Source organism: Micromonospora phytophila (genome assembly GCF_023656545.1).
Taxonomy (GTDB): Bacteria; Actinomycetota; Actinomycetes; order Mycobacteriales; family Micromonosporaceae; genus Micromonospora; species Micromonospora phytophila.
This window is the reverse complement of the sequence record NZ_JAMOKF010000151.1, coordinates 1-12242: the sequence shown is the minus strand read 5'-3', so window position 1 is coordinate 12242 and position 12242 is coordinate 1. Positions and strand designations below refer to the sequence as shown.

Here is a 12242-nt window from a genome sequence, read left to right as displayed (position 1 = left end):
GGGAGCCCCGGATCGCCTGGCGGCCGATCGCCGGCGCCCCGCTGGTCAAGCGCACCTCGGCGGCCTGGCCGCGCCGGGCCGCGCATCCCGCCGCGCCGATGTTCGGGCAGCTCGCCGCCGAGGTGCTGGCCGACGGACCCACGCCGCCGGCCCCACCGCCGGTGCCGGCGCCCCGCCCCTGGCCGGTGCTCTTCGACGAACCGGGGTGACGCGTAGCGCGGATCACCCGAACAGCTTGGTGAGAGGACAGCCGGGACGGGTACGCCAAGGGGAACGGCACGGCGGTGTGGCGTGGAAGCGCTTCCGCGACCCCGTGACACGACGATGGGCGAAGGAGCCGCAGTGGCGAACACGATTCCCGACATCACCCTGAACGACGGCAACACCATCCCGCAGCTCGGCTTCGGGGTGTTCCAGATCGAGCCGAAGGACACCGTCGAGGCGGTGCGCCGGGCGCTCGACATCGGCTACCGGCACATCGACACCGCCGAGATGTACGGCAACGAGGCCGAGGTGGGCCAGGCGGTCCGCGAGTCCGGGCTGGACCGGCGCGAGGTCTTCGTGACCAGCAAGCTGAACAACGGCTTCCACCGGCCCGACGACGCCCGCAAGGCGTTCGAGTCGACGCTGTTGGCGCTGAAGATGGACTACATCGACCTGTTCCTCATCCACTGGCCGCTGCCGACCCTCTACGACGGCGACTTCGTGTCGACGTGGCAGGCGCTGGAGGAGTTCCAGCGCGACGGCCGGGCCCGCTCGATCGGGGTGTCGAACTTCCAGGTGGCGCACCTGGAGCGGCTGGCCGCCGAGGCGGAGCTGCCGCCCGCGGTCAACCAGATCGAGGTGCATCCGTACTTCGGCAACGAGGAGGTGCGCGCGTACGGCAGCGCCCACGGCATCCCCACCGAGGCGTGGTCGCCGATCGCGCAGGGCAAGGTGCTCGGCGACCCGACGCTCGTGGACATCGCCGAGCAGGTCGAGCGGACGGCCGCCCAGGTGGTGCTGCGCTGGCACGTGCAGCGCGGCGACATCGTCTTCCCGAAGTCGACGACCCCGCAGCGGATCGAGGAGAACTTCCACATCTTCGACTTCGAGCTCGACGACGTGACGATGGAGCGGATCACCGGGCTGGACCGGGGCGAGGCCGGACGGCAGGGCCCCAACCCGGACACCTTCGACTACGTCCCCGCCTGATGTAACGCCACGGGCGAGCGCAGCGCACGTAGAAGGGGCCCGGTCGGGCCCCTTCTACGCGTATGAAAGGACCCCGCCGCCGCGATGATGCGCCGCCGTACCCTCCCCGTCGTCCTGTCGTTGCTGGTCCTGGCGGGGACCGCGGCCTGCGGTCGGAGCGGGGCCGCCGAGTCGCCCCGCTGGTCCCCGCCTGCGTCGGCGGCGCCGACGCAGGCGGCGCCCCGGCCCGCCCCGACCTCCACCGCAGAGGTACGCACCCGGGTGAGCGCGGCGATGCTCGACCTCGACGCGCAGTTCCACCCGGAGACGACGGAGCACACCGAGGAGAACTCCGAGGCCTGGAAGCTGATCTCGCCCTGCCGGGACAGCCTGCCCTCGGACCGCCGGCGCACCGCCCACCGGGAGCGGGTCTGGGACGGCGAGACAATCTGGATCCGGCAGTACGTGGTCGGCTACCTCAAGGTGCCGGGGCGCAAGCTCGCCGACGAGCTGCGCGCCACCCTCAAGAAGTGCAAGAAGTACGAGGTGCCGGGCGACGGCCGCACCTCCGAGATCGTGCAGCCGTCACCCCCGCCGGCGCCGAACGGACCCGACGTCATCACGTTCTGTGAGCGGTTGATCGGGAAGGCGACGCGCCACCAGTGCACCCTGCTGCTGGTGCGGGGCAACTTCGTGCTCCAGGTCGACGCCTCGGCGAACGACGGCGACCTCGCCGCCGGCACGGAACTGATCGCGAAGCTCGCCCCGCTCGCCACCGCCGCCCTGGGAAAGGCGGCCTGAGCACGGCGTCCCGGGCGGGACCGCGGCTCAGTGCGCCGTGAGCCGCTCGGCCACCCGGTGGAAGGCCGCCGCGGTGGGTGAGCCCGGTTCGGGGACGTAGACGATGAGCCGCTGGTCGGTCTCCGGCACGTGCAGCACCCGACACTCGAACTCCAGCGGCCCCAGTTGTGGGTGCGCCACCCGCTTCACCACCGGGCGGCGCTCCTCGACGTCGTGCTCGGCCCAGAGCCGGGCGAAGAGCGGCGAGGTGCCGAGCAGTTCGGTGACCAGCTCCGCGATCCCCCGGTCACCGGGGTAGCGGCCGTAGGCGGCGCGCAGGTCCGCGACCGACGTGCGGGCGAAGCGCAGGGCGTCCTCATCGGTCCAGTGCCCCTCGGTGACGGACCGCCGGAACATCCAGCGGATCATGTTGCGGTCCGTGGCCCGGACCTCCGAGAGATCCCCCACGAACCAGGTCGCCAGCCGGTTCCAGGCCAGCACGTCGTAGGTCGCGTCGAGGAGGTACGCCGGGGTCGTGGTCATCGCGTCGATCAGGTGCCGCAGGCCCGGGGCCACCTCCCGGCTCGGCCCGGCCGTCGGCGGCGGACTCTCGCCCGCCACCCGGAACAGGTACGCGCGCTCGTCCCGGCTGAGCAGCAGCGCCCGGGCCAGCGCGGACAGCACCTGCCGGGACGGGCGCGGCCCCCGCCCCTGCTCCAGCCGGACGTAGTAGTCGACCGACATCCCGGCCAGCTGCGCCACCTCCTGCCGGCGCAGGCCCGGCGTGCGGCGGCGTACCCCGTCGGGAAGGCCGACCTCGGCGGGGCGCAGCCGGGCGCGGCGGCTGCGCAGGAACGCCGCCAGCTCGTCGCGGCGCAGCCCGGTGGTCGTCATGCCACCCAGCTTGCCGTACCCGCGCCGACCGAGGGTGGTACCGCCGGTCCCAGCCTCGGCACGCCTCTCCCGCCCGGGCGGCCCGGGCGGGCACCGTGGACGGCATGACGACGAACATGATCGCCCTGGTCACCGGGGCCAACAAGGGAATCGGCCTGGCCACCGCCCGGCAGCTCGGCGCACGTGGGATGACCGTGCTGGTCGGTGCCAGGGACGCCGAGCGCGGCCGGGCCGCCGAACGCGAACTGCGCGACGGCGGAGCGGACGCCCGGTTCGTGCCGCTGGACGTGACCGACGCGGGGTCCGTGGCGCGGGTCGCCGCGCTGGTCGAGCAGGACTACGGCCGGCTCGACGTGCTGGTCAACAACGCTGGTGTCGCGCTCGGCGTCGCCGGCCCGGGGTTGCCCAGCGAGACCGACGTGAACGTGCTGCGGCAGACGTACGAGACGAACGTGGTGGGGGTCGTCGCGGTGACCAACGCGCTGCTGCCGCTGCTGCGCCGGGCGGCGGCGGCGCGGATCGTGAACGTCTCCAGCGAGGTCGGCTCGGTCGCCCTGATGACCGACCCGACGAGCTTTCTGTGGCCGATCGCCTCGGTGCCCTACCCCTCGTCGAAGACGGCGTTGAACATGGTCACCGCCATGTACGCCAAGGAGCTGCGAAACACCCCGGTCAAGGTGAACGCGGCCAACCCCGGCTACTGCGCGACCGACCTGAACGGGCACAGCGGTTTCCGGACGCCCGAGCAGGGCGCCGAGGTGAGCGTGCACCTGGCCACGTTGCCGGCGGACGGGCCGACGGGTCGGCTCTGGGGCTTCCTCGCCGACGGCGACGGGGCGTACGGCGTGCTGCCCTGGTAACCACGGGTGCTCAGCGTCGTAGGGCCTCGAGGGGTTCCGTCGTCGCCGCCCGCAGCGCCGGGTAGAGACCGGCGAGCATGCCGACGACGCTGCCGATCAGCGGCGCCGGCAGCACCGTGGCCGGGTCCAGCACCGCGGTCCAGTCGCGGACCAGCGCGACGGTGAGCACGACGCCGACGCCCAGCGCCGTGCCGGTCAGCCCGCCGACGGTGCCGAGGACGGTCGACTCGGTGAGGAACTGGGCGGCGATGTGCCGGGGGCGGGCGCCGAGGGACCGGCGCAGCCCGATCTCGCCGACCCGCTCCAGGACCGCCACCAGGGTGGTGTTGGTGATGCCCACGGCGCCGATGACCAGGCAGATGGCGGCCAATGTCAGGAACAGGCCGGTCAGCTCGCCGCTGACGCTGTCGCTGAGCTGGTGCGGGTCGGCCGGCGGCGTCGCCTGCAGCAGGTCGGGCCGGTCGGGACGCAGCGCCAGCGCCGCCTGTCGGGCGATCAGCTGGGCCGCGCCGAGCCGGGTCCGGATCACCATCTGTGCGGGGCTGATGGTCGGGTCGGGTGGCCGGTACATCCGCTCGGCGGTCCCGCGCGGGACGATGATGCCGAGCAGCAGCTCGGGCAGCCGCTCCGCGTCGTCGATGATGCCGACCACGGTGAACGCGGCGCCGTTGATGAACACCGCCGGTTGCGCGTGGAGCTGGCTGATGCCCAGCCGCGCGGCGGCCGCCGCGCCGAGCACGGCGACCCGCTCGCCTCGTCGGTCGTGGAAGCGGTCGAACACCCGGCCCACCCGGACGGTGGGTTCGATGGCGCCGAAGAGACCGGCCGAGGCCGCGTAGACGGGGAGGTCGCCGGCGTTGCCGCTGGACCGGGCGGTGACCGCCACCGAGGCGCCGATCACCGGCTTGCTCAACGACACCGGCCAGAAGACCCCGGCCCCGACGGCGCCGTTCAGGGCGGTGACGCGCTGGTCGGCGTCACCCGGGAAGGCGACCGGCGCGGGCGCGTCCTTGTCGCGTTCGCGGCCGTCGCCGACGTCGGTCACCGTCACCGTGGTCTGTTTCAACGCGTCGAAGTGGCTGCTGATCTGACCGGCCGCGGTGGAGGTGAGGCCGAGCACGGCCACGAAGGCTCCGACGCCGAGCACGGTGCCCAGGGTGGTGAGCAGCGAGCGGGCGGGCCTTTGCAGGATCCCGGCCGTCGCCTCGGCCGCCAGGTCGCGTACGCCCAGCGTGGAGCGCTCGGGGACGCGGCGGTCCCGGCGCCACCTCACGTCGGCGCCCCGGCCGGCGCCGGCTCGGCGCGGCCCCCCTCGCGCAGCATCCCGTCGGAGATCGTGACGATCCGCTGGGCCCGCCGGGCCACCTCGGCGGAGTGAGTGATCATCACGATGGTGAGTCCGGCGGCGTGCAGGGAGTCGAAGAGCTCGAGCAGGCGTCGGGCGGTCGTCGAGTCGAGGTTGCCGGTCGGTTCGTCGCAGAGCAGCAGCGCCGGGGCGGTCACCAGCGCCCGGGCGACCGCGACCCGCTGCCGTTCGCCACCGGAGAGGGTGGTGGGCAGGGCGTGCGTGCGGTGGTCGAGGCCGACCTGGGACAGCGCCGCCCGGGCCGCGGCCCGCCGCGCCGAGCGGGGTGTGCCGTTGTAGATCTGGGCGAGCATGACGTTCTCCAGCGCGGTGCGGTGCGGCAGCAGGTGGAACGCCTGGAACACGAAGCCGATCCGGCCGCCGCGCAGCGCGGTGCGGTCCCGCTCGGGCAGGCCGGACACGTCCACGCCGTCGAGCCGGTAGCTGCCGCCGGTGGGCCGGTCGAGCAGCCCCAGCAGGTTGAGCAGGGTCGACTTGCCGGAGCCGGACGGTCCGACGACGACGAGGTAGTCGCCGCGGCGCACGGTCAGGTTGGTCGGGTGCAGCGCGGTCACCTCCGGCGGCCCGGGGTAGGTCCGGTGCACCGCGGCGAGCTCGATCACCGGCGGGACGAGGTCCTCCGCGCTCACCGGTCCCCCGGCTGGCCGGCCGCGGGGTCCGCCGCGCCGGTGACCACCTGGTCGCCGGGGCGCAGCTCGCCGTCGACGGGAGTCACCTCGACCAGGCCGTCGGCGGAGGCACCCACGGTCACCCGGACCAGGCGCTGCCGGTCGTCGGTCAGCACGGTGACCGACGTACGGCCGTCGGCCGCCGAGGAGATCGCGGCCTCGGGCACGGCGAGCACCTCGTCGCCGGTGCTCGCCGTGGTGAGGGTGACCCGGACGTCCTCGCCGGCCAGGTCGGCGGGCCACGCGCTGGCGCCGGTGATGCGCAGCGGGATGTGCGGGGATTCCCCGCCGGTGGTCTTGGCGCCGAGGCTCTCGACGGTGCCGCGACCGGTGTAGCCGGTGGTCTCCGCGACGATCTCGGCGGCCGCCCCGACCTTGACCAGCGCCTCGTCGGACGGATCGAGCTTCGCGGTGAGGGTGAGCCCGCCGGTGGCGAAGGTGATCAGCGGGGTCTCGCCGGCGACGATGTCGCCGACCCGCGCGGAGAGCGCGGCCACCCGGGAGGGGAGCGTCGGGAGGAACGCCACCTCCGACATCGGCACCATCGGCTCGGGGGTGCGGGCGGCCGGTGGCGCCGGCCGGCCGGTGGCCGATGGCAGCGGGTCGGCTTGCCTGGTGTCGTCGGCGACGGGGGCGGTCAACGGTACCGGGTAGCCGAGGTCGCGGTAGAAGCGCCGGACCGCCGCCGCCGTGCCGGGGCCGAAGTGACCTCGTTCGTCGCCGCTGCGGTAGCCGAGGTCGCGGAGCCCGGCCTGGAGTTGGGCGATGTCCTTGCCGATCTGCCCCGGCAGCATGTCGCGGTACGCGGGAAACGCTCCCGGCAGCGCGTACACCGGCCGCTCCGACACCTCGACCAGCATGCGACCGGCCTGGACGGGCCGCCCGGCCCGGGTGCCCAGGGCGGTGACGACCAGCACGGCCCCGCCGGGGCCGTGTGCGGAGGCCGCCACCGACCGGGGGGTGAACGGGTGCTGGCGGCCGGTGGAGAAGGTGCCGCGCATGACGAGGGTGGTGGAGAGCACCTGCCGGACGACCGGGGCGGTGAGCACGCTCGGGGTCGGCGGCCGGGTGTCCGCGGCGACCTGCTGCGGCGACTTGACCTGGGTCGCGGCCAGCAGACCGATGGTCGAGGTGACCAGGGTGGCCACGCCGAACGCGGTGAGCGCGCGGCGCCGCCGGGCCAGCGGTGAGCGCGCCGCAGGGTCGTCGGAGTCGGGCACGCTCATCAGCCCCCGGTCACCACGGCGCTCACCCGTTTCAACTGCTCCGCGCGGTCGGCCTTGAGCCGTTGCAGCTCCTGCGCGTGCTTCTCGATCTGCGACTTCTGGTACGTCTCCTCGAACCTCGTCCAGACCGTCACGAGGTCGACCTGCCGCTTGCACGCCACGTCCGCCCGGGCGGTGGCGACCTCCTTGGCCGCGACGGTCGGGTTCTCCAGGTCGAAGGTCGCAGCGACCTCAAGTGGGCTCGGGTAGCTGTGGCCCTGGGCCTTCATGCAGGCCGACCACCGCCCGATCGCCGCCGTCACGGCCGGGTCGTTCAGTGAGCGCTGGAAGGACTCCGCCGAGATGCGGGAAACCACCGCCGACTCCCCCAACTGGCCGGCGTCGGCGATCCTGGTGCGGGCTTCGCCGAGGCAGCCGCCCCGGGGGACCTGCTGGCCGCCGACCTGGGCGAGCGCCTTGCCGTCGGCGGTGGTGCCGAAGAGCACCGCCTCCTTGGCCGCCGTCAGTTGCCCGAGCCCGTGGTCGGACCGGGCCTCGCCGGTCGCGGCGGCCGGGGCCTCGACGGTGGAGGCGAGGTGGTATCCGTACCGGGTCGCGACGGCGTCGTCGGTGACCCCGTAGCGGCGCAGGTTGCCGTGCAGACCAACGTCCTTGACCTGGTCGCGGAGATCGGCCTCGACGGCCTGCGCGTCGAAGGTGAACCCGAACCGGCGCATGCAGTCCCCGGCGAGCAGGGTGCGGGCGTGACCGAGCCGGCCGACGTCGACGGTGGTGAGCGCGTACGCGTCGATGGGCAGGACCACCTCGCCGCCCGCCGCGGGAGTCGCGGCCGGGGCTCCGCCGCCGGTCGACGCGGCGTCGTCGGCGCCGCAGCCGGTGACGGTCGCGGCCAGCACCGCGAGCGCGGCCATGCTCGTCGCCGCGCGGCGACGGGAGAAACGGCGTTCCATCGGTTGGCTACCCCTCGTCAGGTGTACGACTTCGGGAGCGGTGCCGTGCCGCTCACGGCACGGCACCGCCCACGAAACGGAAATCAGATGACCTTCATCGACGCTTCGTCGTTCCAGGTGTAGTAGAGCTGCCCGGTCTGACCCCAGAACATCCAGTCCATGCTGCCGGTGTAGCCGGGGCTGAAGTAGCTCTGGCACTGCTGGGCGACGCCGTAGTAGCAGGACATCCTGGCCGCGTTGTTCCGCACCCGCTGACCGGCGCCGGAGCCGGTGCCGCTGGCGAAGTAGTTGTTGCCCAGGTCGCTGTCCCCGCCGGTGGTCGCCCAGTAGGCGGAGGACAGGGTGCTGTAGTAGAGACACGACCTCGAATTGTTGTTGCAGCGGCTCTCCCGGCCGTCGACGCCGATGTAGGCGTTTCCGGCGCTCGCGGGCGAGATGACGGCGAGGGCGCCGACGATGCTGAGCATCGTCGCGATCAGTGCCGCCGTGGAACGTCTGGTCCTTGCCATCCTGCGGTCCTCCTCCGTAGTGGACAGACGCAAAACGGAGAAGGGCAGGGCAGGGCTCACCATGGAGATCCCCGTTTCGCCGATGCGGCGGTGCACGTCGATCCATGGTGGTCGACGCGTGCCGATCGTGGCATCCACGATCATCGAATACAAGGGCCCGTCCGGCCCCCACCCGGGCGGGCATTCGGCCAGCCCGGTGAAGGCGGCGGACGCTCGGCCGGCGGTCCACCGCCCCACCCGTCGGAAACGGCGGCGCGCTGACCGAGCCGGTCACCCGGTCAGGTCGACCCGCCAGTCGTTGGAGCGCATCAGGCGCCCGGGCGGGTATTCGAAGTCCGTCTCGCCGAGCAGCGTGAAGCCGGCCTTGCGGCAGACCGCGTTGGAGGCCGGGTTGTCGACCGACGGGTAGGCGTGCGCCCAGCGGTGGGTCCGCCGGGCGCGGGCCACGTCCACCACCGCGCGCACCGCGGCGGTGGCCACCCCCCTGCCCTGGTACGCGGGCAGCACCGCCCATCCCATCTCGTAGACCTGCTCGCCGCGCCACTCGCGTTCCCAGTAGCCGACGCTGCCCACCTTCGCGCCGTCGGGCAGCATGATCGTGTACATGCAGCCGGGGCCGGTGCCGCTGAACCGCGCGTAGCGGTCGTTGCGGGCGATCACCTGCTCGTCGGTCTCCGGCCCGCCCGTGTGGTGCCGGATCTCCGGCGCGTTGAGCTGCCGCAGCAGGTCGAGATCCCCCTCGGTCCACCGCGCGATGCGCACGTCTGTCATGTCCGCCCCCGTTTCTTCGGGGCTCATTGAAACAGCCGCCACCGACCATCCGGGTCCACCCGCCAGATCCGATCTGGCGGACGCTGGGCGCGATCTCGCGCCTGACGGGTGAGGCCCGAAAGGCGGGAGGGAAGTCATGAGGGCGCTGCGGCTTGCCGTGATCATCGGCAGCACCCGCGAGGGACGGATGGGCGAGCAGCTCGGGCACTGGTTCGTCGAGCAGGCGAAGCGGCACGACCAGCTGACGGTCACGGTCGTCGACCTCGCCGACTACGACTTCCCCGCCAGCTACCCGGCCGAGCCGACCCCGGCGATGCGGTCGTTCGTGGCGCAGGTGAGCCGGGCGGACGCGTTCGTGGTGGTCACCCCCGAGTACAACCACAGCTTCCCGGCCTCGTTGAAACAGGCGATCGACTACGCGTACGACGAGTGGCAGGCCAAGCCGGTCGGCTTCGTGTCGTACGGCTGCCGTTCGGTCGGCCTGCACGCGGTCGACCAGCTCCGCACGGTCTTCACCGCCCTGCACGCCGTGACGGTGCGCGACACCGTCGGCGTCGACCTGCTCTGCGGTGAGACGACGCCCCTGGCCACGGACCAGTTGCGCCGCGACGCCCGGGTCCTGCTCGACCAGGTCTGCTGGTGGGGCCTGACGCTGCGCGAGGGCCGGGCGGCGCGGCCCTACGTCTCCTGAGATTGTGAGAGGAAGGAACAGATCATGAGTAGACGCACCACCGGCCCGGCCATCGAGGCCGACGGCCTCACCCGGTCGTTCGGGGAGACCCGCGCGCTCGACGGCCTCGACCTGCGGGTGCCCGCCGGCACGGTCTACGGCCTGCTCGGCCCGAACGGCGCGGGCAAGACCACGGCGGTGCGGGTGCTGGCGACGCTGCTGCGTCCCGACGCCGGCCTGGCGAGGGTCTTCGGGCACGACGTGGTCTCCGAGGCCGACGCGGTCCGCGCCCGGGTCAGCCTGACCGGCCAGTACGCCTCGGTGGACGAGGACCTGACCGGGACGGAGAACCTGGTGCTGCTGGGCCGCCTGCTCGGGCTGCGCAAGCCGGCGGCCCGGGAGCGGGCCGAGAGCCTGCTCGCCGCGTTCGGCCTGACCGAGGCGGCGGATCGCCAGGTCAAGAAGTACTCCGGTGGCATGCGGCGGCGCATCGACATCGCGGCGAGCATCCTGAGCACCCCCGACCTGCTCTTCCTCGACGAGCCGACGACCGGGCTGGACCCGCGCAGCCGCAACCAGGTGTGGGAGATCGTCCGGGCGGTGGTGGCGCACGGCACGACGGTGCTGCTGACCACGCAGTACCTGGACGAGGCCGACCAGCTCGCCGGCCGCATCGCGGTGGTCGACCACGGCAGGGTGATCGCCGAGGGCACCCCAGGCGAGCTGAAGTCGTCGGTCGGCTCCGGCACCGTGCACCTGCGACTGCGCGACCCCGGGCGGCGACCCGAGGCCGAGCAGGTGCTCCGCCTGGCGCTCGGCGTGCCGGTGCAGCTCGAACCCGACCCGGTCGCGTTGACGGCCCGCGTCGGCGGGGACGGCACCGACCTCGACGCCAGCGAGCAGGCCGCCCGGGCGCTCGGTGACCTGGCCCGCGCCGGCATCGTCGTCGACGACTTCTCCCTCGGCCAGCCGAGCCTGGACGAGGTCTTCCTGGCCCTGACCGACCATCCCGCCGTCACGGCCGACGAACGGGACGAGCAGCTGGAGGCAGCCCGATGAGCGACACCGCCACCACGACCGGGCGGGCCCCGTCGGTCTACGTACCGTCCACCGACGCCCTGGCGACGGTCCTCGCGCCGGGTGCGCGACCGCCCCGGCCCAATGCGCTGTCGGCGTCGCTGACATTCGGCTGGCGCGCCATGCTGAAGATCAAGCACGTGCCGGAGCAGCTCTTCGACGTGACAGCGTTCCCGATCATCATGGTGCTGATGTTCACGTACCTGTTCGGCGGCGCGCTGGCCGACAGTCCCCGTGACTACCTGCAGTTCTTCCTGCCCGGCATCATGGTGACCAGCGTCGTGATGATCACCATGTACACCGGCGTGGGCCTGAACGCCGACATCGAGAAGGGCGTCTTCGACCGGATCCGGACGCTACCCGTCTGGCGGCCCGCCGCGCTGGTCGGCATGATCTTCGGCGACGTGCTGCGCTACGTCCTCGCCGCCCTGGTCATCCTCGGCGTGGGGCTGGCGCTGGGGTTCCGCCCCGGCGGCGGGGTGATCGGCGTACTGGCCGGGATCGGCCTGCTGGTGGTCTTCTCCTTCGCGTTCTCCTGGGTCTGGACGTTCTTCGGTCTGATCCTGCGCAGCGAGAAGTCCGTGATGGGCGTCAGCATGATGGTGCTGTTCCCGCTCACCTTCCTCAGCAACGTCTTCGTCGACCCGGGCACGATGCCCGGCTGGCTGCAGGCCTTCGTCAAGGTCAACCCGGTCACCCAGCTGGTGGCGTCGGTGCGCGCGGCGATGTCGGGGGCCCCCGACGCGTCGAGCACGATGTGGATGCTGCTGTGGAGCGCCGGTTTCGTGGTGGTCTTCGGCACCCTGACGATGTACCGCTACAACCGCCGCTGATCGACGACGCGACGGGCACCGCCATGAACCTGGCGGTGCCCGCCGCCGCGTCGAGGTCCGTCCCCGGTCGGACTGCCGCCCGCGGTGGGCACGGTCGGACTGCCGCCCGCGGTGGGCACGGTCGACGCGCCGCTGCACGCGAGCTGGCGTTGACCTCCGCCCGGCTGGCCGTGCAGGTGACGGGGTGGTTTGTTCCCCGACGTCGCCGGCCATCGTGGTGGCGGGGTTGGGCGATCGCGCGCCGGCTGAGCGGCGCGGCCTTCTACAGACGCCAGGGCGGCGGCTCGGGTGGGAGGTAGCGGCAGGTGTTGCCGGTGGAGACGGTGTCGCGCAGGTGCGCGGCGAGCGCCGGGTGGCGCTCGTCGAGCCGGCGCAGCGTGTCGCGGATGCGGGCGGTGACCGCCTTGCGGGCCCGCTCGGCCTCGTCACCGAGGCGGCGGCTGCGCCCGGCCAGCCCCGCCGCGG

General features: G+C 73.1%; 14 protein-coding genes and 1 pseudogene. 7 read left to right on the top strand and 8 right to left on the bottom strand.

The genetic code is table 11. The features are described 5' to 3' along the window. From NCC78_RS18315 to NCC78_RS18305, 3 genes and pseudogenes are all read left to right on the top strand, one after another. Window positions 1-209, top strand: a pseudogene (locus tag NCC78_RS18315) (LysR family transcriptional regulator); the annotation flags it as partial. A 133-nt stretch (window positions 210-342) separates the two neighbouring features. Further along, window positions 343-1194 carry an aldo/keto reductase gene (locus NCC78_RS18310; protein WP_250795860.1) on the top strand — a complete coding sequence of 284 codons (852 nt, stop codon included), beginning with the start codon at window positions 343-345 and terminating at the stop codon, window positions 1192-1194. Between the two features lie 84 nt (window positions 1195-1278). After that, window positions 1279-1974: a hypothetical protein gene (locus NCC78_RS18305; protein WP_250795859.1), complete on the top strand. Its 696-nt coding sequence runs from the start codon at window positions 1279-1281 to the stop codon at window positions 1972-1974. Between the two features lie 27 nt (window positions 1975-2001). Here the strand turns inward: NCC78_RS18305 and NCC78_RS18300 are convergent, their stop codons facing one another. Beyond that, window positions 2002-2847 carry a helix-turn-helix transcriptional regulator gene (locus NCC78_RS18300; protein ID WP_250795858.1) on the bottom strand — a complete coding sequence of 282 codons (846 nt, stop codon included), beginning with the start codon at window positions 2845-2847 and terminating at the stop codon, window positions 2002-2004. Between the two features lie 104 nt (window positions 2848-2951). Between NCC78_RS18300 and NCC78_RS18295 the strand changes: the two genes are divergently transcribed. Next, window positions 2952-3707, top strand: a complete 756-nt coding sequence (locus tag NCC78_RS18295) for an SDR family oxidoreductase (RefSeq protein WP_250795857.1) — start codon at window positions 2952-2954, stop codon at window positions 3705-3707. Window positions 3708-3717: 10 nt separating this feature from the next. Here NCC78_RS18295 and NCC78_RS18290 read toward each other — a convergent pair whose 3' ends face one another. The 6 genes from NCC78_RS18290 to NCC78_RS18265 all read right to left on the bottom strand — a co-directional run bounded on the left by NCC78_RS18290 (window position 3718) and on the right by NCC78_RS18265 (window position 9197). Beyond that, window positions 3718-4980 carry an ABC transporter permease gene (locus tag NCC78_RS18290; protein ID WP_250795854.1) on the bottom strand — a complete coding sequence of 421 codons (1263 nt, stop codon included), beginning with the start codon at window positions 4978-4980 and terminating at the stop codon, window positions 3718-3720. Further along, a complete protein-coding gene (locus NCC78_RS18285; protein WP_250795853.1) occupies window positions 4977-5702 on the bottom strand; it encodes an ABC transporter ATP-binding protein in 726 nt (241 codons plus the stop codon). The genes NCC78_RS18290 and NCC78_RS18285 overlap by 4 nt, the downstream gene beginning before the upstream one ends. Next, on the bottom strand, window positions 5699-6967 hold the full coding sequence (locus NCC78_RS18280) for a peptidoglycan-binding protein (RefSeq protein ID WP_250795852.1): 1269 nt from the start codon (window positions 6965-6967) through the stop codon (window positions 5699-5701). Before NCC78_RS18280 ends, NCC78_RS18285 begins: the two co-directional genes overlap by 4 nt. Beyond that, window positions 6967-7917 (bottom strand): hypothetical protein, encoded by a 951-nt coding sequence (locus NCC78_RS18275; protein ID WP_250795851.1) that lies wholly within the window; start codon window positions 7915-7917, stop codon window positions 6967-6969. The genes NCC78_RS18280 and NCC78_RS18275 overlap by 1 nt, the downstream gene beginning before the upstream one ends. Before the next feature lie 83 nt (window positions 7918-8000). Continuing rightward, a complete protein-coding gene (locus NCC78_RS18270) occupies window positions 8001-8426 on the bottom strand; it encodes a hypothetical protein (RefSeq protein WP_250795850.1) in 426 nt (141 codons plus the stop codon). 270 nt (window positions 8427-8696) lie between these two features. Next, the gene (locus tag NCC78_RS18265; RefSeq protein ID WP_250795849.1) at window positions 8697-9197 is read right to left on the bottom strand and encodes a GNAT family N-acetyltransferase; all 501 of its coding nucleotides are present in this window, start codon (window positions 9195-9197) and stop codon (window positions 8697-8699) included. A 136-nt stretch (window positions 9198-9333) separates the two neighbouring features. Here NCC78_RS18265 and NCC78_RS18260 point away from each other — a divergent pair, with 136 nt between their 5' ends. The 3 genes from NCC78_RS18260 to NCC78_RS18250 are packed head-to-tail and all read left to right on the top strand — an operon-like array spanning window position 9334 to window position 11777. Next, the gene (locus NCC78_RS18260) at window positions 9334-9888 is read left to right on the top strand and encodes an NADPH-dependent FMN reductase (protein WP_250795847.1); all 555 of its coding nucleotides are present in this window, start codon (window positions 9334-9336) and stop codon (window positions 9886-9888) included. A gap of 24 nt (window positions 9889-9912) precedes the next feature. Then, on the top strand, window positions 9913-10926 hold the full coding sequence (locus NCC78_RS18255; RefSeq protein WP_250795846.1) for an ATP-binding cassette domain-containing protein: 1014 nt from the start codon (window positions 9913-9915) through the stop codon (window positions 10924-10926). Continuing rightward, on the top strand, window positions 10923-11777 hold the full coding sequence (locus tag NCC78_RS18250) for an ABC transporter permease (protein WP_250795845.1): 855 nt from the start codon (window positions 10923-10925) through the stop codon (window positions 11775-11777). Before NCC78_RS18255 ends, NCC78_RS18250 begins: the two co-directional genes overlap by 4 nt. A gap of 262 nt (window positions 11778-12039) precedes the next feature. On the opposite strand, the gene NCC78_RS18245 is transcribed toward NCC78_RS18250, so the two are convergent. Beyond that, on the bottom strand, window positions 12040-12242 hold a 203-nt coding region (locus NCC78_RS18245), incomplete at its 5' end, for a hypothetical protein (RefSeq protein ID WP_250795844.1).